23 protein-coding genes and 1 other RNA gene are annotated in these 26,680 nt (G+C 46.4%); 17 read left to right on the top strand and 7 right to left on the bottom strand.

Going from position 1 to position 26,680, the window contains the following annotated elements; genetic code table 11:
* The first annotated feature begins 324 nt into the window (after positions 1–324).
* The 3 genes from QUA36_RS24565 (at position 325) to QUA36_RS24575 (ending at position 3,160) form a co-directional block, all read left to right on the top strand.
* The gene (locus QUA36_RS24565; protein WP_333459389.1) at positions 325–1,980 is read left to right on the top strand and encodes an alpha-amylase family glycosyl hydrolase; all 1,656 of its coding nucleotides are present in this window, start codon (positions 325–327) and stop codon (positions 1,978–1,980) included.
* Positions 1,981–2,256: 276 nt separating this feature from the next.
* Entirely contained in the window at positions 2,257–2,634 is a 378-nt protein-coding gene (locus tag QUA36_RS24570; protein WP_333160649.1) for a BON domain-containing protein, read from the top strand.
* A gap of 91 nt (positions 2,635–2,725) precedes the next feature.
* Entirely contained in the window at positions 2,726–3,160 is a 435-nt protein-coding gene (locus tag QUA36_RS24575) for a DUF2294 domain-containing protein (protein ID WP_333459390.1), read from the top strand.
* Here QUA36_RS24575 and QUA36_RS24580 read toward each other — a convergent pair.
* The gene (locus QUA36_RS24580) at positions 3,129–3,587 is read right to left on the bottom strand and encodes a response regulator (RefSeq protein WP_333459391.1); all 459 of its coding nucleotides are present in this window, start codon (positions 3,585–3,587) and stop codon (positions 3,129–3,131) included. The genes QUA36_RS24575 and QUA36_RS24580 overlap by 32 nt on opposite strands.
* 546 nt (positions 3,588–4,133) lie before the next feature.
* Between QUA36_RS24580 and QUA36_RS24585 the strand changes: the two genes are divergently transcribed.
* Positions 4,134–4,937: a DUF2267 domain-containing protein gene (locus QUA36_RS24585; protein WP_333459392.1), complete on the top strand. Its 804-nt coding sequence runs from the start codon at positions 4,134–4,136 to the stop codon at positions 4,935–4,937.
* A gap of 426 nt (positions 4,938–5,363) precedes the next feature.
* On the top strand, positions 5,364–7,973 hold the full coding sequence (locus QUA36_RS24590) for an EAL domain-containing protein (protein WP_333459393.1): 2,610 nt from the start codon (positions 5,364–5,366) through the stop codon (positions 7,971–7,973).
* 108 nt (positions 7,974–8,081) lie between these two features.
* Here the strand turns inward: QUA36_RS24590 and QUA36_RS24595 are convergent, their stop codons facing one another.
* Positions 8,082–9,734, bottom strand: a complete 1,653-nt coding sequence (locus QUA36_RS24595) for an alpha-amylase family glycosyl hydrolase (RefSeq protein WP_333459394.1) — start codon at positions 9,732–9,734, stop codon at positions 8,082–8,084.
* Between the two features lie 484 nt (positions 9,735–10,218).
* Positions 10,219–10,938: a response regulator transcription factor gene (locus QUA36_RS24600; protein WP_333057024.1), complete on the bottom strand. Its 720-nt coding sequence runs from the start codon at positions 10,936–10,938 to the stop codon at positions 10,219–10,221.
* A 397-nt stretch (positions 10,939–11,335) separates the two neighbouring features.
* Here QUA36_RS24600 and QUA36_RS24605 point away from each other — a divergent pair, with 397 nt between their 5' ends.
* Positions 11,336–13,204 (top strand): PAS domain-containing sensor histidine kinase, encoded by a 1,869-nt coding sequence (locus QUA36_RS24605; RefSeq protein WP_333459395.1) that lies wholly within the window; start codon positions 11,336–11,338, stop codon positions 13,202–13,204.
* Positions 13,205–13,816: 612 nt separating this feature from the next.
* On the opposite strand, the gene QUA36_RS24610 is transcribed toward QUA36_RS24605, so the two are convergent.
* The gene (locus QUA36_RS24610; protein ID WP_333459396.1) at positions 13,817–14,344 is read right to left on the bottom strand and encodes an orange carotenoid protein N-terminal domain-containing protein; all 528 of its coding nucleotides are present in this window, start codon (positions 14,342–14,344) and stop codon (positions 13,817–13,819) included.
* Positions 14,345–14,671: 327 nt separating this feature from the next.
* Here QUA36_RS24610 and QUA36_RS24615 point away from each other — a divergent pair, with 327 nt between their 5' ends.
* The gene (locus QUA36_RS24615) at positions 14,672–15,040 is read left to right on the top strand and encodes a hypothetical protein (RefSeq protein ID WP_333160628.1); all 369 of its coding nucleotides are present in this window, start codon (positions 14,672–14,674) and stop codon (positions 15,038–15,040) included.
* Positions 15,041–15,272: 232 nt separating this feature from the next.
* Here the strand turns inward: QUA36_RS24615 and QUA36_RS24620 are convergent, their stop codons facing one another.
* Both QUA36_RS24620 and QUA36_RS24625 read right to left on the bottom strand, forming a co-directional pair.
* Positions 15,273–16,412 carry a glycerate kinase gene (locus tag QUA36_RS24620; RefSeq protein WP_333459397.1) on the bottom strand — a complete coding sequence of 380 codons (1,140 nt, stop codon included), beginning with the start codon at positions 16,410–16,412 and terminating at the stop codon, positions 15,273–15,275.
* A 312-nt stretch (positions 16,413–16,724) separates the two neighbouring features.
* Entirely contained in the window at positions 16,725–17,057 is a 333-nt protein-coding gene (locus QUA36_RS24625; RefSeq protein WP_333160624.1) for a DUF565 domain-containing protein, read from the bottom strand.
* Positions 17,058–17,418: 361 nt separating this feature from the next.
* Here QUA36_RS24625 and QUA36_RS24630 point away from each other — a divergent pair, with 361 nt between their 5' ends.
* From QUA36_RS24630 to QUA36_RS24645, 4 genes are all read left to right on the top strand, one after another.
* Positions 17,419–17,997 (top strand): hypothetical protein, encoded by a 579-nt coding sequence (locus tag QUA36_RS24630; RefSeq protein ID WP_333160622.1) that lies wholly within the window; start codon positions 17,419–17,421, stop codon positions 17,995–17,997.
* Between the two features lie 267 nt (positions 17,998–18,264).
* Positions 18,265–20,250 (top strand): glycosyltransferase family 39 protein, encoded by a 1,986-nt coding sequence (locus QUA36_RS24635; protein ID WP_333459398.1) that lies wholly within the window; start codon positions 18,265–18,267, stop codon positions 20,248–20,250.
* 42 nt (positions 20,251–20,292) lie between these two features.
* Positions 20,293–20,820 (top strand): GNAT family N-acetyltransferase, encoded by a 528-nt coding sequence (locus tag QUA36_RS24640; RefSeq protein WP_333459399.1) that lies wholly within the window; start codon positions 20,293–20,295, stop codon positions 20,818–20,820.
* A 137-nt stretch (positions 20,821–20,957) separates the two neighbouring features.
* Positions 20,958–21,227 carry a hypothetical protein gene (locus tag QUA36_RS24645; RefSeq protein WP_333459400.1) on the top strand — a complete coding sequence of 90 codons (270 nt, stop codon included), beginning with the start codon at positions 20,958–20,960 and terminating at the stop codon, positions 21,225–21,227.
* Here QUA36_RS24645 and QUA36_RS24650 read toward each other — a convergent pair.
* Entirely contained in the window at positions 21,224–21,835 is a 612-nt protein-coding gene (locus QUA36_RS24650) for a hypothetical protein (protein WP_333459401.1), read from the bottom strand. The two genes, QUA36_RS24645 and QUA36_RS24650, sit on opposite strands and share 4 nt — an antisense overlap.
* Positions 21,836–21,859: 24 nt before the next feature.
* Here QUA36_RS24650 and QUA36_RS24655 point away from each other — a divergent pair, with 24 nt between their 5' ends.
* The 6 genes from QUA36_RS24655 (at position 21,860) to nuoH (ending at position 26,605) form a co-directional block, all read left to right on the top strand.
* On the top strand, positions 21,860–22,078 hold the full coding sequence (locus tag QUA36_RS24655) for a hypothetical protein (RefSeq protein ID WP_333459402.1): 219 nt from the start codon (positions 21,860–21,862) through the stop codon (positions 22,076–22,078).
* Positions 22,075–22,344, top strand: a complete 270-nt coding sequence (locus QUA36_RS24660; protein WP_333459403.1) for a ParE family toxin-like protein — start codon at positions 22,075–22,077, stop codon at positions 22,342–22,344. Before QUA36_RS24655 ends, QUA36_RS24660 begins: the two co-directional genes overlap by 4 nt.
* A 4-nt stretch (positions 22,345–22,348) precedes the next feature.
* Positions 22,349–22,492, top strand: coding sequence for a hypothetical protein (locus QUA36_RS24665; RefSeq protein WP_333459404.1), 144 nt, complete (start codon positions 22,349–22,351; stop codon positions 22,490–22,492).
* Positions 22,480–24,240, top strand: coding sequence for a protein kinase domain-containing protein (locus tag QUA36_RS24670; protein ID WP_333459405.1), 1,761 nt, complete (start codon positions 22,480–22,482; stop codon positions 24,238–24,240). Before QUA36_RS24665 ends, QUA36_RS24670 begins: the two co-directional genes overlap by 13 nt.
* A gap of 234 nt (positions 24,241–24,474) precedes the next feature.
* Positions 24,475–24,865: a transfer-messenger RNA gene (ssrA, locus tag QUA36_RS24675) on the top strand.
* Between the two features lie 621 nt (positions 24,866–25,486).
* Entirely contained in the window at positions 25,487–26,605 is a 1,119-nt protein-coding gene (gene nuoH, locus QUA36_RS24680; protein ID WP_333075256.1) for an NADH-quinone oxidoreductase subunit NuoH, read from the top strand.
* Positions 26,606–26,680: the final 75 nt, after the last annotated feature.

The raw sequence follows: 26,680 nt of genomic DNA on the forward strand, positions 1-26,680 counted from the left end.
ACTTTTGTTACCTCTGTGGAAAAAATCCTGAAAGAATTTGGAGAAAACTATGTAATTAATTTTGTCTAGCTACTTATTTTTCATAAATAGCACTTAATAATTTTTAGTTACTTTAACTACATTTTTGATTAAAATCAGGTTTCCGAGTGACTAGGGGCGCACCTTACTCGCTAGAGTTCGCACTACTAAATCCTCCGGGTGCGCCCCCAAGCACGTTACAACATAAGAGTTAGAGGTTTAACTCTTAAGAACGATGGCGGCAGATTTGCAAAATTGTAAAAATCAATACTAATCACACTTATAAGTTCTGCAAACAAGGTATTCATGGCCGCTGCAATTGAATTCAAACTCTTCGCTCCGAACAACAAAGCAGCTACACTGCTCGGCTCCTTTTCCAAATGGGCAGAAATTCCCTTAGAAAAAGATGATAAAGGTTATTTCCGCACTAACATTAAGTTAGAAGACGGTATTTATCAATACAAATTCCGAGTTCAGTCGCAAAGTCCATGTTTTGAACCGGACGAATGGGTAGAAGTCAATGACCCCTACGCGACTGAAATTGACCGCACTACTGATACAAGTACAGTTCGTATCAAAGCCGGGGAACGAATTATTGATACCTATGTTTGGCAGCACGACGACAAAAAGCTCCCCAATAATGAAGAATTAGTCGTTTACGAAATGCACGTTGCTGATTTTTCCGGGTCGGATGGTTCCGACAGTCGCGGTAAATTCCAGGATGTGAGGGAGAAATTAAATTATCTGTGCGATTTGGGAATAAATGCGATCGAACTAATGCCAGTTAATGAATATCCGGGCGATTATAGCTGGGGCTACAAAGTCCGTGATTTCTTTGCTGTAGAGTCCAGCTACGGTGAAACGGCAGATTTGAAGCAATTGATTGATGAGTGCCACGGACGGGGCATTCGGGTGATTCTGGACGGGATTTACAACCACTGCGATGAAGAATGTCCCTTATTGCTAATCGATCGCAATTATTGGTACTACCGCGACAAACACTATCCCGAAGATCCCGCTAACTACTGGGGCCCGGAGTTTAACTACGAAAACTTCGACCCCAAACTCGGCATTCGTCCTGCTTGGAAATTCATCGGCGATGTCGTTAATTTCTGGATTCAAGAATATCATATCGACGGCATTCGCTACGATGCTGTGCGGCAGTTGGACAATCGAGATTTCCTACACTGGATAACTCGTGAAGCGAAAAAAACCGCAGGCGACAAGCCATTTTACAACATAGCAGAACACATTCCCGAACTTCCCGAACTCGTGGCTGCGGACGGGCCGATGGACGGGTGCTGGCACGAAAGTTTTCGCATTTTTGCCATAGAAAATCTCGCGGGGGATACTTTCGATATCGAAAAGCTCAAGCAAGTTCTGGAACCCAAACAACAAGGCTATCAAAACACAACTAATGTTATCAATTATTTAGCCAGTCATGACCGCGACCACTTGCTGGCAGAAGAAAGCTTTCGGACTCTAGACCCAGAAGCGGCTTTTAAACGCGCTAAATTGGCAGCGGTTTTGTTAGTGACAGCAGTAGGAATACCGATGCTGTGGATGGGCGAAGAGTTGGGGCAATCTACTCGGCAAACTCCCAACCAGCCGAATAAACTGCAATGGTCTTTGTTGAAAAATCAGCCCAATCATGAGTTGTTGGAATACTACAAACACGTGATTCGGCTGCGGCAACATTTGCCGGCACTTTATACCGAAAATATTGAATTCATCCACGAAAATCCCGAAGCCAAAGTGCTGGCTTATTACCGCTGGAGCGATGAGGGAACGCGAGCAGTAGTTGTCGCTAATTTTTCGGATACTTATCTATCTGGTAACAGCATTCCTAAGTTTCCGGCTGGGGGAACTTGGCACGAGTGGATGTCTAACAAAATAGTAGAAGTTGGGGAGGAAGGGTTTAAGTTTGATTTGCCGGAATGGTCAGCCCAAGTATTTGTTTGAGAGCCGGAGAATTATGTCTCCAGGCAGATGATCGGCGTAGTTGTACAACAGTAAATTGTATTGAGAACGGGCGCACCAAACTCAACAAACCGGGTTTTTATACCTAGGTGGATGGCTGTAAGGATACTTTTTTGTAAAAAACTCGGTTTCTGCATCCAAAAGTGCGATCGTAATTCCTGGTATTGAGAATAACAATTACAGGGCGATTTGCCAACCGTGAATTAACACGTCAATTAACACGTCAATTAACACAAACTTTGTCGGAGGACAAACTCTATGGGCTGGTTAAAAAGATTGTTTGGTTTAGAAAAACTAGAAAATCAAGAAACTGTTGACGCTCCTGCTTACCAAGCACCTGTTGCTCAAGCTCAAGCTCAAGCTCAACCTGCTGCGAGCGCTCAGACAATCCCGCCGGAACGCATGGGATTGAACGGAGAATACGATCAAAGCGGTTTAGCTAAACGGGTGGCTCAGGCTTTCGATGCAAATCCAGATGTGGCGGATATTGAGACTGTTTATGTGGCTCAACTTGGCACTACGGTGGTTCTCAAAGGTACAGTTCCCAGTCAGGAAATTGTCAACAAGTTGGTGACAATTGCTAAAGGTGTGAAGGGTGCTACTGGGGTAGAAACTAATGAAGTTACTGTCGGCTAACGCGACGGTTATTTCTAATAGTTAGCAGTTAGGAGTTAACAGTTAACTTAACTGCTAACTGTTAACTCCTAACAGTCTTTTTTTATCTTTCATGGTTTCAATAAAATATATGACAGGGGAAACCTTAGAACCTACTCGGGGTAAATTAGAACGGACTCTTTCGCAGGGAATTCAAGCTTTGTACCGCTCTCAACTCGGACACCCAACGAGTCAGGCGCTCTGCAATCTTTTGGATAACAAATTGATAATTGTTGTCGAAAATGGGCTTACTCAACCGGAAAAACTTCTGGCTCAGAACGGTCAGCAAGATTTGGCGTTGCAGGTGCGGACAGAATTAGAATCTCTTCTGGAATTGCCACTGAAAGAATTAATCCAAAAGGTTTTGGGCGTGGGAGTGACTGATTTGCTCCGCGATGCGACCTTGGAGACAGGCCGCACTGGAACGATCGCAATTTTGGACTCTGCACCTCAAGTTCGTGATTCTAATTATAAATCTAAAACTCAACCAAAACCATTGGAGAGTTGATGTGCTGGCGGATAACTGTTTCTAAATCTTTGATGTTAAAAGGTTTAGAAAGGTATTCCACGCAGCCTGCTTCGAGAATTCGAGCGCGGTCTTCTGGTTTTGCTAGTGCTGTGACAGCAACAATCGGAATATGTCTGATCTCGGGGTTTTGTTGGGCGCGCTTTACTACTTCCATACCGTCTATATCCGGCAGGCAAATGTCGAGTACGATTAGGTCGGGCTGTCGATCGACTGCTGCTGAAAGAGCCGCGTACCCGTCAACTGCTCCCACGCAGTCGCAGCCGAATAAATCGAGTATTTGTGTCAGCAGCTCTAAGTTGTCCGGATTGTCGTCTACAGCCAAAATTACAGGACGCTTGTCAACCGGGGGTTGACCGCTACTGAGAGACGAGGATTCCAATTCATTGCTCCAGTTAGGGTAGTTCATAAATGCCGATCGAAACGCTCAAAAAATTTGTTACCGAGGCATTCTTCAAGTGGCGCTGCGGCACTTGACACAGATTGGCTCGTATTTCTAGCTCTCCCATGACCAGTTTTTGGTCTAAGCCGATACAATATCGCTACAAGCTGCAGGCAAAATGACGGCAGTTGATTGACCCCATAGCATCTGCTTAATTCTACATCTCCCAGCGCCAACTACCAAGGCTCAGCCCCTCTGGGTGCCTCAGCCTTGGTAAAAATACGCAATAAAGACGAAAAATCTTACCAATAAAGCATCCTCGCTTAATAGCATTGAATAGTGGCGACAGCTTTTTAGGATATTAACCACATTAAACATGGGCTCCCATACAAGGATCTACCTAAAGGAAGATTCTAACTGACATTTAATTTTAATAACTTCCACCTGCTGAGAGATACTTGATTACTCTACTTTAGACTTCAATGTTTTTAAGTAGTAATTATCACAATTTAAGCCAGTAAAAAAATTAAGTTTTTACATGAGCTTTACCGGATATTAACCTAGGAGGTTTTAATGACAATTCCAATCAGAGACGACCTGACTTACATTTTGCTGAAAAAGATTGGCAGCGGCAACGGCAGGGGAGAGTCGGAAATTAGGAACGCAGCCGAAGAATATGTCGGTCACCCGGTGGCCGAAGCGGACTTGCTCGGTCATTTGGACTACCTCAACCAAAGAGAATTTATCAAAGCTCAGTTTAGTGGCGAGCCTTATGGAGGAGCTGAGTTAGTGCCGCCTTTAGTGGCATTTCAAGAAGCTGACTTAACAGACAAAGGCCGCAAACTGTTACACAAAATGGAGACGAATCCTCCGACATCGCTCCACCAGGAAGGATCGGCAGTTCCTATCGCTTCAAAGGATATGCCGTTTTTGGAAAAAGTGATGGTAAAAGGTCACTTGGAGGATATTTTTGATGCCCGCGACATTACCGAAGTAGTGTACCGGGTCATGCGTGATGTGATGACAAAAGACGCCATCGAGCACGTGGAATCTGAATTGCACAAAGAAGTCTTGCCTACGGATGACAAAACCCTGCAACAAGAAATAGCAGACCTCTGGAAAGATACCAATCCGCTGGTGGGATTGCTGAGCCGGATACGTCAGCCTTTGACCGGCCCGCCTGCACCTGCGGGGATCGATGGCAATTTGTTTGCACGGAGGGTGGAACTAGAAGGCTCACTTCCTTCGGGAGTAAAGCCGGAAACTGCGATCGCGGCTGTATTTTCGGCAACGAAGGATGAGCTGTCGCAGGAGCGAATTCAGGAAATAGCTGGCTTTTTGCCCGACCGAATTCGGGGCCTTTGGGAGTCGGCTTAACGAGACCTTTTAAGGTATAAATACTTACCAGCCGGGTTGACCAACCAGTATTATCCCTCATAAGGGCAGAATACTGGTTGGTCAACCCGGTTTCTCTATACCTTTTGTGTTGTAGCTCTGCAATTGCTTTTTAGTGAGGAGGAAAGTCCCGATCGAACTCGATCGGACTTTCGTCCTCACTAATTGTCAGATCGCTCTTTCCTTGCCTTCTAAGTGCTGTGAAAAAATCGGTTTATCACCGAAATTTGTCGAAAAAGCGGAAATATCCCCATAAACCGAGTTTCGCGCTCTTGCTTTGGGTCAAGCCCCTAGACGGAGCGAAAATATTGTAATGTATAATACAGGGCAAGTTAAGACTGTGGCTCGCAAAAATGCTGTCAACAGCCCGGGAGATCAAAAGGCATGACCCGCAACAAAGTTAGACAAATGTCACGATCGACTTTAGAACAAGAGATTTTACTCAATCGAATTACTAATCGCATCCGCAACTCTTTAGAACTGCAAGAGATTTTGACGACAACTGCCCGAGAAATCCGCAGCTTTTTAGAAAGCGATCGAGTAAAAGTTTATCGCTTTGAGGCCGACGGTAGTGGCGAGGTGATTGCTGAGTCGATCGACGGCGACAAGTTGCCATCTATGCTGAGTTTGCGCTTTCCAGCAGGCGACATTCCCCAGAGTGCTCGGGAAATGTTTCTCAAAGCGCGGCAGCGAGTGATTGTAGATGTGGAATTGAAGCATCAAACAATTAATCGGTTAGATTGTCCAGAAACCGGCAAAACTTTAGCAGTTGAAGATATTAGCTATCGTCCTGTAGACCCCTGTCACGCTGAATATCTGAAGGCTATGGGGGCACGTTCTTCTCTGACGGTGCCGATTTTGCATCAAAATCGCCTTTGGGGACTGTTGGTGTCTCACCATAGCCAACCGAAACGGTTTAGCGATCGAGAATTGAAAATGGTGCAGTTGCTTGTCGATCAACTTTCAATTGCGATCGCCCAATCTTTTCTACTCACTCAAGCTAGACAGCAAGCGCGCGACGAAGCCGTTATCAACCAAATTACCAGTTTGCTGCATTCTCCTCTGGAACTAAACGAAATTCGGAAAGCAGTTCTCGAACAAACTGTCAAGCATTTGCGTGGTTCAGGAGGGCGACTCTACATTGCAGCCGAGTTTGGCGATCGGCCGCCTTTGCTTTATACCTGTGGCCAGCAGCCCGCCGACATCGACCTTGAACTCAGCCCATTTTGGCAGCAGATCATGGGGATGGCGAACCAAGACGATCAAGCACAAACTGCTAATCATACCGGCCAATTAGGTATTTTTGAAAATCTATATTCCCAGCATTACAGTTCAATTGACAGCAATGTTTCCAGTTTTATCGTACCGCACTTGTACCCAATTTCCGATATTTCTAAGGAACCTCAACTTAAATCTGTATCTGCCAATTTAGTCGCAGCTTCCATTCGATCATTTTTGGCAGTACCGCTGCAATATCGCCAACAGTGCATCGGCTGTCTCACCGTTTTTCGCAGCCCTATACAAACCGAAATTTTGTGGGCGGGCCGTTGCAGTTCGGACGCGCGGCACGATCGTCCCCGACAATCCTTTGCAGCTTGGAAAGAAATCAAAACAGGCGAAGCTCAAAAGTGGACTAGCGAAGAACAGAAGCTAGCGCAATCTTTAGGAACTCACCTGTACATGGCTGCAATGCAGAGGCGTGTCGAGGCGATGATCCGACATCAAGCTTCTCACGATCCATTAACTGGTTTACCTAATAGATTACTGTTTAATGAAAGGCTGTCTTTAGCTTTAGCTAGCGCTCACCAAAAGGGAGAAATGCTGGCGGTAATCTTTCTAGATTTGGACAGATTTAAAAATGTTAACGATACTCTCGGTCACCCAGTGGGCGATTTGTTGCTGCAAAGTGTATCTCGGCGTTTGACTAACTGTTTGCGCGTGGGCGATTCGATGGCTCGTTGGGGCGGGGATGAATTTACTGTGCTGCTGTACAATATCAACACCCCGGAGGAAGCAACTAAAATTTGCCAGCTAATTATCCAGAGTTTAAGCAGTCCTTTTGATTTTGAAGGTCTGGAACTTTATATTAAGGCTAGCTTGGGAATTGCTTTGGCTCCTTATGACGGAGAAGATGCAGAAACTTTGCTAAAAAATGCTGATGCTGCGATGTACAAAGCTAAACAGAAAGGTCGCAATAATTATCAGTTTTACACGCAGGCGATCGGCAGTAAAGTCTCCGAGGATCTTAACTTAGAAAATCATCTTTACAAAGCTCTAAAAAATTCAGAGTTTGTCCTGCACTATCAACCGCAAATAAATTTAAATACTGGCAAAATAGTGGGCATGGAAGCTCTGATTCGCTGGGAGCATCCCGAACGCGGTTTGATTCCTCCCGATCGATTTATTCCCTTAGCTGAGGAAACAGGATTAATCTGCCAAATTGACGAATGGGTGATGCGGACTGCTTGTTTGCAAAATCGAGCGTGGCAGTTACTGGGATTGCCGCCGATGCGGATAGCGGTGAATTTATCAGCCCGCCAGTTTCTGCAACCTCACACGGTACAAATCATCGCTGAAATTTTATCAGAAACCAAGTTAAATCCAGAGTATTTAGAAATAGAAATTACCGAGAGCATTGCCATGACAGATGTGAGCTTTACGGTGTCGGTATTGCAGCAGTTGCAGGACATGGGAATTCACATTGCTCTGGACGATTTTGGCACCGGTTATTCTTCGCTGTGGTCTCTAAAAAACTTTCCCCTCAATAATTTAAAAATAGACAAATCCTTCGTGGCAGATTTGGTGACGGGCAGCAACGGTGCTACTATTGTGAAACTGGCGATCGCCTTGGGACAGGGCCTGAATTTACAGGTGATTGCTGAGGGAGTGGAAACAGCAGAACAGTTGGCGTTTTTGCGATCGCATCAGTGCGATATGGGCCAGGGTTACTTCTTTAGCAAACCAATACCGGCGGCGGCTATAACCCAATTGTGTCTAGAAAATCAATCTGGGAAATAATATCGATTCCGGTTGCACTCCTCATGATTGTTGACTGTTGACTCACAGTGAACAGTCAACAGTCAACAGTCAACAGTCAACATCATTCCGGTGTAACCGGAAATGATATTACTGCCAAACCAACACTTTTGCTTCGTATTCCGGCAAGTCGATCATAATATTATCCTCGCCAGATTCAATATCATAATTCCCCGTCCATTCGTGCCAAGTTCCGTTGGCCGGGAAATTGGGAACGGTGTAACCCGCTAGATAATTTTCCGACCAATTCACCACTACTACAACTCTCGAACCTTCATCGTTCCAGCGAGTGTAAGCAAAAACTTTAGAGTCGGGGTCTTCGTGGAAAAAATCGATGTTTTCTGTGTAAAGTGCTTGGTTATTTTTACGCAGGTGAATTAAGCCTTTGTAGTATTCCCACAAACTTTTATTGAGGTCATTTCCTAGCAGCGTCCAGTCAATTTTAGATTGCTCAATTGTTTTGGCTTTGTATTCGCCAAATTCTTCGCCCATCCAAATCAGCGGCACGCCAACTGCTGTCATTAACACCACCGTTCCCAACTTCGCCCGCTTGAAGGCGGCTTCATCCAAAATCCCGCGATCGCCCAATTCGGCAAAAACGCGATCGTGGTCGTGATTACTCAAATAATTGACTACATTCGTAGCACCCAAGAAACCTTGCCGCTTGCAGTCAATTACCTCTTTGAGCCGTTCTAAATCAAAATTGTCCCCGCAGAGTTGTGGAATTATGGAGTGATAGAAACTGTCGTGCCAGCAGCCGTCCATCGGCCCGTCTAGATTGGTGATGCTGGGATTTTCGGGAATGTATTCGGCAACGGTATAAAACGGTTTTGGGCCGGCGGCATTTTTGGCTTCTTGAACTATCCAGTGCATGAAATCGTAGTTAGCAATTTGTCGCGCCGCATCGAAACGAATGCCGTCGAGATGATATTCTTGAATCCAGAAGCGGACTGTATCGCCAACAAATTTGCGCGCTGGGAAAGTTCCTAAGTTTTCGTCGTAGAATTCGTAGTTAAATTCCGGGCCCCAATTGTTGTCAGGATCGCGGGGTTCATGGTGGTACCAATAATCGTGATCGATTTGGGTGAGGGGACTCGATGCTTCCGAGTGGTTGTAAATCCCGTCCATGATGATGCGAATACCGCGCCCGTGACACTCGTCTATCAGGTTTTTGAGTTCTTCTGTGGTTCCGTAGCTGGACTCGGCAGCGAAGAAGTAGCGGGGGTTGTAGCCCCAACTGTAGTCGCCTGGGTATTCTTTGAGGGGCATGAGTTCGATCGCATTGACGCCGAGTTCCACTAGGTAATCGAGTTTTTCGACGACGTGCTTGTACTGGCCGCGGGCGAAGGGATCATCTTCGCCGCCGGAAAAGTCAGCAATGTGCATTTCATAAATCACTAATTCCCGATCGGCTGGCAGCGGTTTGTCGTCGTGTTTCCAGACGTAGGTATCGACAATGCGATCGCCATCTTTGATCCGAACAACGCCGTTTTGAGTGGGATTGTCGATGTCAGTCGCGTAGGGATCGACCACATCTACCCACTGATCTGCTTCCACAAACCAGCTTTTCGACTGAACGCGGAATTTGTATTGATAAACGCCATCTTCCAACTTAACTCGCGTGCGAAAATAACCTTCTTCGTCCTTTTCCATCGGAATCTCTTCCCAATTAGAAAAAGAGCCAATCAAGGCAGCTCCTTTGTTGTATGGAGCAAATAACTTGAATTCAATTGGAGCGACCATAATACCTCTTTCTAAAATATTTCAGTAGCAGTTGATACTTTTAATTTCGCAAATTTAAGCGAACTCAGCATCACTCTACGGATATAATTTATTTAAGGCTTAACTATTCCTAAAAGTATCGTAATCTGGTCTCTGCCTGCGCCTTTTATGAAGTGAAATCGCGCAATATTGGCAGGGCGAGCGAAATTTATCTAACTGGGGATAGATCAATAATAAATATTAGTAATATGATACTTTTTTAGCATCTATCTTAAGGTAGATTTTCTTTTTTAAATATTGAAAAAAATATCTGTACTGGGATAGATGCGGCTTTAAAATTTATCCTTTTTTAACAACAAACAATTGCTCGGCTGGTGCACACTGCCTGCCCTAATTTTTGGGTAACAATTAGTCAGTCGGTGTACACTGCACACCCTAAATCAGTGGCCGTAAGGTGCGCCCAGCGCACCCTACTTTTAACTTGATTTTGCCTGATGATAAGGCTTCATCCAACCAAGCCAGAACGCAGGGCGAGAACGGCTGCCTGAGTGCGGTCATCAGCGCACAACTTGTTCAAAATATTGCGGACGTGAGTCTTGACTGTACCGACAGTAATGTACAGCTTTTCTGCGATTGCAGCATTGCTGTAACCCTGCACGATCAGTTCCAAAACCTCTAATTCTCGCTCGGTTAAAGGGTAAGTCTCAATGATGTGACTAAACTCTGGTTCGGCAGCCTTAATTGTGACTCTTTTGCCCTCAGCCTTCGGTTCTTCCGGCGCAGGTTCCTGAGTGCGAGCTTGTTTCAGGACGATACGGGCGATCGCGGGATCGATCCAAGAGTTACCTTCGTGAGTTACTTTTACTACATCTAATAACTGATCGAAGCTAATATCTTTCATGCAGTAAGAGTCAGCTCCGGCGGCAAAAGCTGCCAGAACTTCTTCTTCATTGTCCTGAAAAGTCAGAATCAAAATTTTTGTATCGGGATCGGACTCCGCTACCGATTTTTTAAACTTTTGTGTCAGTTCAATGCCATCAAAATCCGGCAAGCCAATATCTACAATTGCCACGTCAGGTTTTGAAGACTGAAGCAGTTTCAATCCCTCTGTAGCGTTAGCTGCATCGCCGACAACTTCTATCGTGTCACGCTGTTGTAAAGCTGTGCGGATGCCGACTCTTGTCAGGTCATGGTCTTCTACCAAAGCAACGCGAATTTTACTCATCTTTCTTCCAATAGTCCGCTAAACTTTTAAAATATCGTCAACTGACTCAGCTAAACTGAGAAAATTTGAGAATGTGTCCTGATTTAGGGTTTTACAGGTCGCACATCATTTTAAAGCATACTCATGCAGCCGCCAAGAATGCAAGTTAATTTTTAAGTTATTTTGCGGCGATGCCTGCACGAGTCCGATCGGGACCGGTAAGCTCTCAATGTTTTAACAGTTTAACTGAATTATCTCATTGTCCGCCCCTTGATAGAGGTAAAGATACCACTACCCAGATAGATTTAAAGTATAAAAAATTTTGATGCACTTGGGTCGTCAAAATCAATAAAGCTAGCAGCACGAGTCTTTAACCGGTGTTAGGGCTCAAGTCTAATGCTTATTGATAAAACCTCTTATGACTCAGTATCACGCCAATAAGTCTTTTGAGTCGGAGTTTTCCGACTCGGAAATCATACACAAAGTATCTGAAATAAAATCCCCCCAACCGCAAGTTTGCGACTGCCAAACTCAGGGCGATCGCCTGTGGTCGGCAATTCCTCACATAGTTTGGAAAACAAATGCCGACGGCTGGGCGACTTATTTAGGTCAGCGCTGGGAAGAGTACACCGGGGTACCAGCAGCAGCAGCTTTGGGTTTCGGCTATCTGGCGCGCGTCCACCCAGAAGACCGCCCTCGTTTATTGGCGAGATCGCACACTTCTAAGTTCAAACCACCAAGTTACGAAATTATATTTCGTCTGCAGACGCGAGAAGACACTTACCGATGGAACCTGGCCAGAGGAGGGCCCGCTAATCTAGACAGTCAGGAAGTTTTGGAAGGGCTGGGAACCTACATATATATGGAGCAGATCAAACAAAGTCAAGCCGAGCCCCAAGCAGAACCAGAGTTTTGGCGCCATCAAGCGTGCTCGGAAGCTAACTTCAAACCAGAAAAATTGTGCGAAGCCCGGACGGTAATAGAGGCTGGGCGGGATTTACAGGTGATAGAGCAGTTTACAAATATATTGAGCCAGCGGGCGGGTAGTTGGGGTGAATTGTTGCAAGCCATCGCGGACGCGACTGTGGAGGCGATCGCAGGAGCGGAATTTTGCCTAGTTGCTCTCCTGGAGTCCGATTGCAGCGGCCTCAAACTCAGCGCTGTCGGGGGCACGGAAAACTTTGGTGGGGGCCAAACCCCGCACGTGCAAAACAAGCTGCTGTGGAAAGCATTTGCGACGGGAGAGTCTTTACTGTGGCGGTCGGAGTGCCGCAAAGGCTTGCTGCCTGCGGCGGCTTGTGCAGCGGCGATCGAGTCGGGGCAAAGCGGGCGTTTGGGTGTGTTGGCCATCGGCAACGGGAAAGACAGCACGGCGATTGACGCGCATACTCAGCAACTGCTGGGGGTGATGGGAAAACAAGCTGCGATCGCCATTAACAACGCGCTGGCGATCGAAAAATTAAAAAAGCAGGAACAGCTTTTAGACTTGCAAAACGAGCTGCTAATTCGTCAGCAGGAAGAACTAGAAAATCAGGGGCGACGCATTCAACAGCAAAAATTGGAACTGCTAGAAGCAGCCAAGTTAAAATCGCAATTTTTGGGCATTATGTCCCACGAATTGCGAACACCCATGAATGCGATTATCGGCTTTTCCCAATTGCTGCTGCGCCAGCACAAACAACTGCTGACCGCCCAGCAAAGACAAATGGTGGGGCGCATTTTAGATAACGGCAAAAATCTGCTACTGCTGATTAACGATATCCTCGACCTCTCCAAAATCGAGAGTGGCCGCACAGAATTAAAAATTGAAAAATTTGATTTAGCGCATTTAGTAATGGATGTCGCCCTGGAATTCGGAAATCAAGCCACCGATAAGAACGTGGCAATGTCCGTCAGCGTCTGCTTGCAGAATCAGCTTATAGTTAATGACAAGTTGCGCCTGCGGCAAATTTTGGTCAATCTCGTTTCCAACGCGGTTAAATTCACACATCAGGGCAGCATCTACATTGAGGTGCGGGAATTTAATCGCGATCGGCTAATTATCACCGTTCGGGATACAGGAATCGGCATCTGTGAAACCGATCTTCCCCACATTTTCGACAAATTCCATCAAGCCGACCAAACCACAACTCGCCAGTATCCAGGCACCGGTTTAGGACTAGCGATTACTGCCTCTTTAGTCAAAATGATGAACGGCAGAATTAGAGTCGAAAGTCAACCCAAAAAAGGTTCGACATTTCGGATAGAATTCCCGCAAAAAATTTATCCGAAAAAACTAACTTCCTGAGCCAATTTTCCGTTGCTAAAAAATAAATTTACATATAGATTATACGGGAGTATCTGTATGGAAATCGCAAGACCTAAGTCCGGCGTGGGGTGCTTCGATTTTTAACAATTGGTATAAGATTGATGATTAGAGTTCTTGCAAAAGTCCAATTCACCCCCCCGCAAGTCCCCCCTTATTAAAGAGGGAAACAAGAATAATCCTGCTTCCTCTCCTCCCCTTGTATCAGGGGAGTGTTCCCGATAGGGCGGGTGGAGTGAATATACTTCACTTGCACTCAGTTGAAATCTGCTGTAGCAAGACTTTGTTAAACTGGTATTATTTTTACAGCAAATTGCTGAGATCAAGAGTGATATAATAGTTATTGTTAGCGATTGTTTCGCGAGCGCTCGCAATGACATACTATACCCATCCAACTAAAAAAAGCAAGTATTAAAACCGGATTTAGTATACAAACCTGCGGACATAATGAAGTTTATTTATGTCCGCTCATCCTAGAAAACCTGGTTTTAATGTCTCCTTTATTCTTCAGTCTGCGGAGGACGTTAGGCGAAGCTCAGTCGCACCGCAGGCTGCGTTTGGCTCTTAGCAGCGGTTTGAACCGCCGAGTCTTCTCTAAAGACTAGAAGTTTTCCCTACTTCCGCCTGAGTAGAAATTGGTTTAACATCGGTGTAGCCCATATTATTAGCTACGTCGCGCAGCACCGAAATTTGCTGTTCAAAATCAAGACCTTCAATTTGACCCAACACGCCATTGACAGCCTCAGTTGCCTCATATCCTTCGGGGATATCGACAATTGTTTCCCCCATACCAATAGCCCAAGCATACCAAACCACCAACTGATTGTTAGCAGTTAAAGCTCCGTAAGCGTGAGAATAGGGCGTGTCGTCGCGGTTGACAATCCCTCGCATTATATTCAGTTGTTGGTCATGGGAAAGCTTGTAAAAATCATCCAGCAGCATGGGAGCTAATTGTGGGTCGGCGGCGGTGGGAGCTGCTGGTGTAATTGAATCTCCCATTTTTTCATAAACAAAGTAGAGCAGTGCCAGCTTTTCATCTGTACCCAACCCGTTGATTGTCTGAAGGATGTTTTGAGTCTCGTTGGAGAGAGAGTGAGGATTGGTCGCGGCGGGTGAGTTCATAAACAAAATTCCTTAAAAATGCTTCCAGAATATATAAATATCAAGATTTGTAAGTGCCCGTCACCATCCCCAAGAGGTAATACGATTTTAGATTTCCAATTTTAGATTTTAGATTAAACAATGGGTAATGCCTTAGTATGTAAGGGTTAGGAGCTTGCCTAAAGCTGCATTCTTTTCGGAAAGTGATGTAATGTTAAGGCACTAACCTAGAATAAACCATCCTTAAGATAGAAGCCAACGATACATCTGCGGGTAGATGAAAAAGCCGGGGAGTAAAGTAATAATTGATACAGTGAATTGTTAAATAAAACTAGCAAGGAGTCGGCTATGTCTCAAATCAATACAGAAGTCAATAATACTGAAAACTTTGACGCTCAGCAGATCACTGAAAGCGCGGAAGCTGGAGAACAAAAGTTGCCGACAGTTAATGTATCAGCAGACTACGAAGCTTCTAAAGAATTCAGCGTTAGTGAAATTGATCGCACAGGTGCCGGCGCTCAAGCTGCCGCGGCTGCAACTGCACCTAAGTTTCCTATTCCCGCTGCTCAAGATAATATTGCAAAGCCGGCAGATACAAGCGGCAATCCCAATGATTTTCGTTCGATGGCTCAGGAAATTAAGCCCACAGGTACACCGGGCGAAGTTACCGACGATTTGATGCAGAAAGCGATCGATCGTGGTACTCCCGGCAGTTAATTTAGAAATTCTCCATCCTCGATACAAAACTTCTGTATTGTAGGGTGCTTATGGCGCGCCTTACCCCTATAATTCGCGCGTCAAATTACTTTTCGTATAAGTCCTGAATTGTCAAGTGAGTGAACGATAATCTGCAATACAGTAGGGACACAACATTGTTGTGTCCTTAAGGGCTGCAATACGGTAACGAGACAACATTGTTGTGTGCTTAAACCGTTAATTTTAAGTCTCCCTAATCGCTTAATTTTAAGTCGATCGCCCGACAGATTTTGCCAACACTGTGATCGTCCAAAATTTCAATTACTAAATCCACCCGATCGCCCTTTTCAACCATCGACTTAATAAATAACTCGGGATGCAGCGCTTTCCAAAAATATTCGACAAACCGATGAATTTCGGCCTCTGACATTCCCGACTTCCCCGTCGCCATCATTTCCTGTTCCGCCTGATTGCGCCACATTCGAGAAATGCGATAATCTTGGGGATACAAAACCATCAACCGATCTAATCGGTTCCACAGCGGTAGATAGTCGTAAAGCTTCCCATTCATATCGCGCGCAAACTGACAGTCGCTTTCTGTGGAAATCGGAAACGGTGCACCTGCCAAAAACTCGTTTAATTTGGCATCAACCACCGGATTCACGCCGACAAACCAACCTTCAAAAAGTACAATATCCGCACCGGAAATAATTTCGGGTTGACTTCTATCTCCAGCACCTCCATAGGCAGATTTGTCAAACCTGGGAATTTCTATATTTTTAATTATATCCGGTTTGAAGGCATCAGATTGGGGATTTTCAACTGCTGCTAAATTGCGAGTTTGAGAACCGCGCAACTTGTCTAAAACTGCGATTCCCAGGTCAATATCGTGAGTGCCGGGGGGGCCGCGCCAAATTAAACGCGGGTCTGCTTTTTGGAGTTGTTGGCGATCGGCATAAGTCTTGTAAATATCGTCTAAAGAAAGGCTGACAGTAGAATATCCCAATTTTCCCAGAATCAGCCTCAGAACTTGGCATAAAGTAGTTTTTCCGGTTCCTTGCCCTCCTAAAATTCCTTGGATTAAAGGACGGTTTACACTTTGTTTGGCAGTCGATAATTGCATTGCCAGCGGTAGCCAAAGATTCCACAAAGTTTCGAGGAAAACAGTTGACTTTAGCGGGAAAGTATGCAGCTCGTCAAGAATAGAAAAGAATAAATCGGTTTTGCAGCGGACAACCTCGGCTACACTGTCAGGAGTAATGCCAAAAGCGCGCGAGCGCACATCATCCGCAAGTTCCCACAAAGCCAGTCGATCTAAGTCGGGAGCGATCGGGCGATTGCCAGCTTGCCACCGATGTAAAATTTCAACAGGGGTTACAGTCGATCGATCCATATCCTAAAAACTCTCTATGCGGGGGCGGGTTTTGTACAAATACTATCTGCAATTGACAAATATTTGACCCCACCCAAAACGGATACAAACCCCAACTCCTGTCGTGGAGAGATCCCAAATTTAGACCCTAGTTCAAAATCCCAAATTCATCTGTGGAATACACCTCAAATCTAAAATCCTTCGACTGAGGGCCCAGACCGAAGTCTAAAATATCACATAGACTGACACTCAACTCGGCACTACAGATTCAAAAATTTTTAAGCGTAGGTTTATATAAATATTATCTACAACCGACCAATATTTTCCCTCTTTTTAAGAGCCTAGTTTGAAAGCCTCCACAAATAAATTGTAAGTCACGCCAATTTTCAGAGCATAGAGCATATCCACCGAAAAAGAACGGGCTACAGGCCGCGGGCTGCCGTAAACCAGCCAGCTCACGATCTCGGTCAACAACACCAACAGCCCGGCCGCGATAATATCCCAATCCGCAGATTGTCCGGCGATCGTCGAAATAGCAGTTCCCAAAAAAGTGCCGAACAGCAAGCTAATTAGCAGGAGCGAAATCCGTCGCCAAGGATTGTTGAGCCAGCCTCGGAAGCGATCGCCCAGAACATCAATCAATCGGTTAATTCGGGTATTCTGCATAAAAGTTATACAATTTGAGATTTGAGATGTGAGATTTGAGATGTCGAATTACTGATGAGTATTGGGGTTGGGAGTACGGGTCTACAATGGCACTCTTTTTTTCAACTGGCATTAAAAGCTATACCGATGAGTAAACAAATGCCCCTCCCTACCAACTCCAAATTCTTACCGGGGTCAGTATGTCGCCATCTAAAATCTAAAATTTAACATCTAAGATGGTATTGAGCGATCGCGGACTTATAGCCGAGAACGGTCAAGTAATTAAGTGTAACTGTATCTTGTGGCACAGCAGCCCCTGGTTTTACATTAAAAATAGTTAAGACTCATTATCGGTGCAGTCTATCCTGTAAGCCTAAAATTTATGAATCTTAAAATTTACCAGATCGTAATTGGAGTGTCGATCGTCCTAATTACAGGAATGTTTCTAGGACGTTTTGAAATCACTATCTCCAACGGTTCAAATCAGTCGAGCGATTGGCCCTCACAAGCCACCGCATACCCCCCCACACCCCCCGTTTCCCCAGTTGCGACAGCTTCTGCAGACACCGCCAGCGAGCCCAAGCCCGACTCAACACCAACCCCCCCAGAGTCAGAGGAGGAATTGCTTTCCTCAATCCCTGTAGATGCTAAAGCCTCCGGTCTTTTGCGCGTCAGCAACCGCAGCGAACACCCAGTGCGAGTGGCCCTGCTGTCGAAACGGCAAGCCAAGGAATCCTATGGAAAACCAGCGCACTGGGATTTTGCGCCGGGGGAAGGCGGTGGCAAGGGACTGATGCTATCGCTGCCGGAGGGCAAGTTAAAAGTCAAACGGGGAGACATTCTGGTGGTTTTTGCTCAGGATGGTTCTCGCCGCTACTGGGGGCCTTTCGTCGCCGGGGAGACACCCTCGCCGGCTTGGAACAGCACAGCCGGAGAATGGCAATTAATTTTGCAGCCGTGAACGCTTAGCTGCTGGTGCGGAGATTTTGGTCGAGAAAGCCGATTGATCCGGTCTTGTTGAGAAGGGTGTGGCTATGTGAGTTAACCTCACATAGCCACATCATTTAAAGAAAAGGCTTTCCGGCCTGTTCATGAAAGGCTTGTTGAGAATGGTGCAACATCTGAGTTTAACCAGATTCGATCGAGTTGGGAGTTTCGAGAATGCGAATCTTTCGGTAGACTCTCTAAGCGAGCTAAAATTTTAAATCTAAAATCGCAGGAAGTTTGGGTGAAGGAAGTTATTAAAAATTTGTCAGAGTTTAGAAATCGCCCGTTAGCGAAGCCCTCGAAGAGGATCGCACCTTTGCTGCTATCGATTTTATGGCTGTGCGCGATCGCCTGGGTAGGTTTCTTGTGGAATCTCGGCAACATCGGTTTAGTTGACGAAACCGAACCGCTGTTTGCCGAAGCCGCCCGTCAAATGACGGTGACAGGGGATTGGATCACTCCTTATTTCAACGGCGAAACGAGGTTTGACAAGCCGCCGTTAATTTACTGGCTGATGGCGGTGGCTTACCGCACTCTGGGCGTTAACGAATGGGCCGTGCGTCTTCCCTCGGCTTTGTGCGCGATCGGTCTGACTTGCCTCGGATTTTATACCTTATGGAAGGAAGAAGGAAGAAGGAAGAAGGAAGAAGGAAGAAGGAAGGAGGAAGAAGGAAGAAGGAAGGAGGAAGAAGGGCACGACACTGATTCGGACACGGATACACGGATGAATGTAACTGTCTTTCCTCCCTCGCTCTCCCACTCTCCCACTCCCCCACTCTCCCCCTCTCCTAGTATTCCTATTTTTCTTTCTACTCCCTGGATTGGTGCGGCCCTAATAGCTTTAAATCCCCAAACTATTGCCTGGGGACGGACTGGCGTTTCAGATATGCTATTAGTCGGTTGTATGTGTTCGGCACTACTGGCATTTTTTCTCGGTTACACTTTAGAAGAACAGAGAGCAAAAGCAGAATTTTCCACCGTTGCCACTTCCCGATTTCCTAATAAGTGGTATCTGACTTTTTACGTACTAATTGCTTTAGCAATTCTGGCTAAGGGGCCTGTGGGAATTGTCGTGCCAGCGCTGATTGTTGGCAGCTTCGGGCTTTATTTGGGAAATTTTCGGCAACTTTGGCGCGAAATGCGTCCAGTGTCGGGAATCTTAATTATTCTGGCGATCGCCCTGCCTTGGTACATTTTGGTTATTTTAGACAACGGTCAAACTTATATTGACAGTTTTTTCGGCTATCACAATTTCCAGCGTTTTACTGGAGTAGTCAACAAGCACTCCGCGCCTTGGTATTTTTACTTTTTTGTAGTGCTAGTTGGTTTTGCACCTTGGTCGATTTATTTGCCGGTGGCGATCGCCCGCACCCGTTTTTGGCAGCGCAGTTATTGGCGCCGTCAACCGCGATCGGCTCAGTTGAGTTTATTTGCCCTATTTTGGTTCGGGTGCATCTTTGGCTTTTTTACGATCGCCGTGACCAAATTGCCGAGTTATGTATTGCCTTTAATCCCCGCCGCTGCGATTTTGGTAACGCTGCTGTGGAGCGATATTATTGCAGGCTATGAGCCCGAAAACAGGCGGGCCAAGTTAGAAAAAAAACCGAATTCTTTACCGCGAGGGCTGTTAGTTACATACATTTTCAATGTCGTATTTTTACTAATTATAGCCGGAGCAACTTTCTACAGCTACAACTGGCTGGGAGACGACCCGGCAATGCCCAATTTTCCCCAAGCAATTCAGCAGTCGGGATTGCTGATTGTCGGCGGTACGATTTGGATAACTACAGCGGTGGCGATCGCACTTTTACTCTGGAAGCGGCAACAGCGCTGGATTTTGGTTGCTAACTTCATTGGGTTAGTAGCATTTATCATCTTTGGTCTTACTCCAGCCTACAAAGTGGTCGATATCAACCGCCAGTTACCTCTGAGACAGTTAGCGCAGGTTGCGGTTCAACAAAAACTGCCGGGGGAAGAGTTTATTATGGTTGGTTTCTGGAAACCAAGTCTGGTTTTTTATACCCAAGAGCCGGTGACTTACTACCGAGCTGTCCAAAAGGCGATCGACTACATTAAGGAATCTAAAAACCCAAATTCTCCCTCTATTTTGGTGCTGGGATATCCAGAGAAATTTGTGCAATTAGGATTGCAACCAAATCAATATCAATTGTTGGACAGTCGGGGGGCTTACCAACTCGCAAGGGTTCCGAGACAAGCGTTTCGATAGGGCCTATAGTGTGATCTCATCCTTGTTAAACAAGGTAGAAAAATGATTAAAACTACGAATCTTCAACTACTTCCCGTCGAAAGGATTCACCTAGAAGCTTTCTCGCGCAATAAAAGCGAGCTTGCAGCAATTTTAAATGTCGTAGTGCCTAATAGCTGGCCTCATTTCCCGGAAGCATTTTCCCTCCCTGCTGACAAATCTTGCGAATCCAATCCGCCTCCAACTGACTGGGGAAACTACTTCTTTATTCATCCAAAAAATGAAGTGCTCCTCGGCAACGGAGGTTTCACAGGCTCACCTGATGAGTCGGGGACTGTAGAGATAGGTTATGAAATTGCTTCCGAATATTGGAATCGCGGATTGGCAACGGAGGTGGCACAGGGAATGATCGATTATGCTTTCGCTCACGAGGAGGTTAAAGCAGTCATCGCCCACACTTTAGCTGAAAAAAATGCCTCGAATAGGGTGTTGCAAAAAGTGGGAATGAAGTTCATTGCAGAGGTGGACGATCCTGAAGAAGGCAAGATATGGCGATGGCAAATAAGCAGGGATGAATATTATCCGACTTGAACTGTAACGCCGTTTGGCTGTTTAAGTCACTGGTTTTGGTGGTAATTTGAAGGTTCTCGGTTGGAGCATTAAATCTGCCAGATTGAATAAAAGCTATAATCTAGTCACTACCTAAAACCCGAAGCTGGGAGCCTACAATGGTTTCAATTCTCAACAAACCCTCCTCGTTAATCAATGAGATTTGCCTTGAAAAAGTCGATCGGTGGAAGTTGTTCAAATTTAGTGAATCGCTCCAACAGCGCATGGAAAATTTGTTAGAGAAGAAGAAGGCAGACCAACTAATAGCAGAAGAGGGAGCCGAACTCGATGCCATTGGGGAATTAGATCGCATCTTTACCCACATCAATGCAATGATGGCGGCTCAAGATGTCAATCAGCGATCCGACGATATAGAACGTTTTGGTTAGCCACGCCCTTCAATATATCCCTTGACAAGTTGGGTAAAAGCTAATACCTCAAGCATTAAGTAAGTGAATACATTAGCTATGAAAAATGATTTATTAACTTTGCCTTTTTCAATTATTTTCAGTCCCAAACTCCCTATTAATAATTCTAGGTAAACGGAAAAGAAAAACATAGGAATGAGTGTAATCATAATTTCCAACGGCAGAAATGGAAAAGAACCAGGCTGTACAGGCACGGTTGTGTGGAAGACGATATGTCCAATAAACGCCCCAATACATAGGATAATAAAACCTCCCCCAATCGTCGATATGATATTTGTTATAAAAGCAATAAAAATTGCTTTTAGAATACTCACATTGAGTAGTTTTTTGTGAATATAAGCTTCTATCGCGATAATGGGAATTAGCAAAACAATTTGATAGACAACACTCTGACTGAATAGTGGAATTCCGGCATTGGCGAGATATAGAGATGTATTGAAGTGCATGAAAAAGCTAGTAAAAAACATAGAAGTGCGTCTCCCGTAGTTATTAATGATGATAATTAGCCTGCCATTTGTTCGACCTACCCTCAACTTGCCTGAAACAAGGGATAATGGATAGGATGCCATTTTCATTGTAAAAGTGTGGTAGCCATGACTGAGTTACTCGAACGTGCGATCGCCAAGTTGAAAACATTGTCTGCCAGCGAGCAAGATGCCCTCGCTTCAATGATTCTGGAAGAACTTGAAGACGATAGGCGCTGGGATCAAGCATTCTCCCGTTCCCCCGATGCTCTTGCTAAACTCGCAGCGACCGCAATGGGTGAGTATCATGCAGGCAAAACCCAAGAACTCGATCCAGAAACATTGTGAATTCACGCACTACAACCGAGTTCCGTAAATTATTTGCTGATTTACCCCAACAAGTTAAACAGCAGACGCGCGCTGCGTATCGCCAGTTCAAGGAAAACCCAAGTCATCCAAGCCTGCGTTTCAAGAAGGTGCATCCAGACTTACCAATCTACTCAGCCCGAATTAGCAAAAACTATCGAGCAGTTGGTCAGTTGGATGGAGACACTGCGATCTGGTTTTGGGTTGGTTCACACACAGACTACGATAAATTGCTGGGGCAGTTGTAGCACGATGGCGGGAATCAATTCGGGAAGGAATGGCAACGCCGATCGAGGATTGCGATCGCTCTTTGGACTGGTGAGGAGATCCCACTATACGTGCCATAATCAGCCATATTCTCTGGTACGCGATCGCCTGAACCTATGGATGCGCTAATCGGCAAAACTTTACAGGGTGGAAAGTACACCCTCGAACAAGAATTGGGCCGCGGCGGCTTTGGAATAACTTTCAGGGCAAATCACCGCTATTTAGGACAGCCTGTAGTCATTAAAACCCTCAACGAATCTCTGCGGCAGCAACCCAATTTTGCTGAGTTCGATCGCAAGTTTCAAGACGAAGCGAGGCGGTTGGCTTCCTGCGTTCATCCGAATATTGTCCGCGTCAGCGATTTCTTTGTGGAAGACGGACAGCCTTACATGGTGATGGACTACATAGCCGGTCAGAATTTGGGCGATGTAGTCGGTTCAAATAATCCGCTGCCAGAAAATCTTGCAATTCTCTACATCACTCAAATTGGCGCTGCTTTAAAAGTTGTTCATCAAAAGGGTTTGCTGCACCGAGATGTCAAGCCACAAAACATTCTTTTGCGCCAAGGTACTCAGGAAGTCGTGCTGATTGATTTTGGTATTGCCCGCGAGTTTACTCCCGGTGCAACTCAAAGTCACACTAATATGGTGTCCGACGGCTACGCGCCGCCAGAACAGTATTTCGCTCAAGGAAAATATACGCCCGCCACAGATGTTTACGGTATGGCGGCGACGCTTTATACTCTGCTGACAGCACAGGTTCCTGTGGCTGCAATTTTGCGTACCAGTCAGCCGATGCCCTCACCCCGCGACTTGCAGCCTCAGCTAAGTGCTGCTGTCAGCCAAGCGGTGATGCGGGGGATGACGGTAGAAGCTCAAAATCGCCCTGCTAGCGTCGATGAGTGGCTGTCGCTGCTGCACGGGCAGCCTCATGGTGCAGCGTCGCCGAGCACCGGGCCGACAGTGGCGGTGATTCCGGGACACGGGCCTCAGTCGCCTGCAGGTTCCAGAACAGCGCCTGCTGTGGTGTCTTCTGGGCAAGGCAACCGCAAGGTTTGGTGGATTTTGGGGTTCGTGGCGATCGCACTTATTGTGGCAGGTTTGGTCGGAATTGCTAGGGTTTTCCTCAACCGGCCGTCTTCGGAACCCGCACCGGTGGCCCAGGACGATCGCAATTCGGCCCCTGCTGATCCAGACGCGCGCTCAAACTCCGCACCAATTCCCGCGCTGACACCAACGCCTTTCTCGCCGCCTCCCAGAGAAACTCCGCCACCTGCTGCTGAAAATCCAGCGCCTGCTGCTGAAACTCCAGCGCCTGCTGCTGAAACTCCAACACCAGCCCCAGAGCTAACTCCAGCGCCTTCTCCCGAAGCTGTCGAACCCACACCAACGGAAAAACTGGTTGACAAAGAGTTGCCGCCAGATCGATCGCCCGCACCCAGCGAACAACCGGGAACCAACGATCGAAAGACTCCCACAATCCCTGGGTATGCCGTTGGTACGGCGGAAAGTCAGATTTTATCGGAATTGGGAGAACCGACTGACTCTCAAGCGCGGGGCTATTGGCCAAATACTCGCACCGCACTTTACGAAATATTGCCAAATCGGATTACTCTCGGCTACATTTACGATCGCGATTCGGGCGAGCTAGTACAAACAGAGGGTTCTTTTGCCCCGTCGGTGGACGATTTGGTGGTGCGAACCGCCTTAAACGGGATGGTGGGCGGCGCCAGCCGGGAGATTTTGCAAGGGCTCGGCGACGTGCAGCAGCGCCGGAGTAATCAGTTTACGTTTAGGAAGGGTTCGCTGGAAGGGACGATCGAACGCAATGAGCGCGATCGGATTTACATCGGCGTCTGGGACGACAACTTGCATTAAACTTGGCAGCGCTGACATTTTTGACCACTGTCAATAAACCTGGGCGGGTTCTTCGGCCCACCCCACAGGAAAACTCAACTCTTGTGGAACAAGCCCGAAAGCCTGTTCAAGAAAATGGTGCACGATGTAAATATTCCCGACTCACCTTTGTGCCCAAATCGAAAATCCAAAATCTAAAATCTAAAATCTAGTTGACGCAACACGAAATATTGTCTATCATAAAAGAACACACGAGGGGCTGTAATGGTTTCGACAGGGTGGCGAAAGCTGCTCCGTGATGCAGGTCGAGAGGGAGTCTACTCTCGTTAATATCGGCTCAAAAAAAATAGTAAATGCGAACAACATCGTTCCTTTCGCTCGCAAAGCCGTAGCTGTAGCCTAAAAACTTCTTGAGCTTGGTTTAGAGTGTATGCCACCTCACTCCGTTAAAGGTAGCATAACAACCCCCAACGGATGCCCTAGCTAAACGTTTCTAGTCGGCTAGCTAGGAAAGCAATCACTAGAAAATCCTCCCATTTAGGATAAAGATGGTTCCCGCCCCGAGGATTAGAGGGGATAAACCTGTGAACGATCGGAAGGTAAATACCCGCTTTGGACGGCAGTTCGATTCTGCCCAGTTCCATAAAAAAAGTAGCGTAAAATCAATGGTTTAAGCCATTTGAAAGTTACTTTAAAGTATTAAAAGGGCTCAGAGTTAACTCTGGGCCCTTTTGTTTGGCCTAAATCTGGCTTATAGCTGAGTCTAGATCCCCCTCGCATCCCAGGGCTGTTTCATTCTCAGGAAAATCAGGGTTTTGTAGGGGTAGTGCTACCCCTACTCCCCGTTCCTACCCCCCACCGACGATCATCGAAGGGGCGTTTCAGGCATCGGGGCAACGACGGGGGTTGGCCCCGGAGCGAGAATGAAACAGCCCTGCCTCGCATCCCCATAATTAATTAAAGGGAGTCGGGGGGATCGAGGTTTGAGACACGAGAGTGCATAAATCCAGATTGATTTCTTACTCAAAATCGATCGGACACTCAACACTCAACAGTCAACCATCAACCATAAGTTACCCACCCATTAGCTACGCTGCGGGCTCATATAATTAGAACTTCACCTTGTCTGTGCGTTCTTGGAGCCTGTCGGGCGATATACTATTAGGCGGTAAAGCATTAAAAATCTTTACAAAGACCCCGATTTCTAAGCCTACTCCTACAAAGGACGGGTGAAAAATTATATGCTGATCGCTCAAAAGCTGGACAAATGAACCCAGGAATTGACTTACAAGGAAGTTTCGTAGAAGCCCTCATGAATTTGGGCTTACCGGCGGACATCGCCCAAGTGCTTTGGCTACCGCTGCCAATGTTGCTGATGATTGTCGCTGCCGTTTTCGGGGTACTCACTAGCGTCTGGCTAGAACGGAAAATTTCCGCCGCCGCTCAACAGCGGGTAGGCCCGGAATTCATCGGCCCTCTGGGAGTTTTAGCACCCGTTGCTGATGGTCTGAAGTTGGTATTCAAAGAAGACATCGTACCGGCCAAAGCTGACGCGCTGCTATTTACCCTAGGCCCGGTAATTGTGGTGATTCCAGTTTTTCTCTCCTACTTAATCGTGCCCTTCGGAGAGCATATGCTGATCGCCGATATGGGGACGGCGATATTTCTGTGGATTGCCCTGTCTAGTATTCAGCCGATCGGCTTGCTGATGTCCGGCTATGCTTCTAACAACAAATACGCCCTCCTCGGAGGACTCAGAGCCGCAGCTCAATCCCTCAGCTACGAAATTCCCCTAGCTTTGGCAGTATTGGCAGTTGTGATGATGTCCAACAGCCTCAGTACGATCGACATCGTACACCAGCAAGCTGGCTACGGGATTGTCGGCTGGAATATCTGGCGGCAACCAGCAGGTTTCCTAATTTTCTGGATTGCAGCACTAGCAGAATGCGAACGGTTGCCCTTTGACCTCCCGGAAGCAGAAGAAGAATTGGTAGCAGGATATCAGACTGAGTACACAGGCATGAAATTTGCTTTGTACTATATCGCTTCCTACGTTAACCTCGTCCTTTCTTGCCTGCTAGTAGCAGTTTTGTACCTCGGCGGCTGGGAATGCCCGATTCCGGTCGAAGTGCTGACAAATGCCCTGGGATTGAGCGAGACGACTCCTTGGTTGCAGGTAATTACCGGCTTGCTGGGCATTACGATGACCATGCTGAAAGCCTACTTTTTCCTGTTTCTGGCAGTTCTGCTCCGCTGGACTCTGCCGCGAGTTCGGATCGACCAATTGCTAGATTTGGGATGGAAGTTTTTGCTGCCCGTTGCTTTAGTTAATTTGCTATTGACCGCAGCTTTGAAGCTTGCCTTTCCTTTTGCTTTTGGCGGTTAATTCATAATAGGTAAATGGCAACAGTAAAAAAAATAGCTGTTAACCAATTACCTATTATCAATTAGCAATTACCAA

The organism is Microcoleus sp. Pol10D4 (assembly GCF_036701555.1).
Lineage (GTDB): Bacteria > Cyanobacteriota > Cyanobacteriia > Cyanobacteriales > Microcoleaceae > Microcoleus.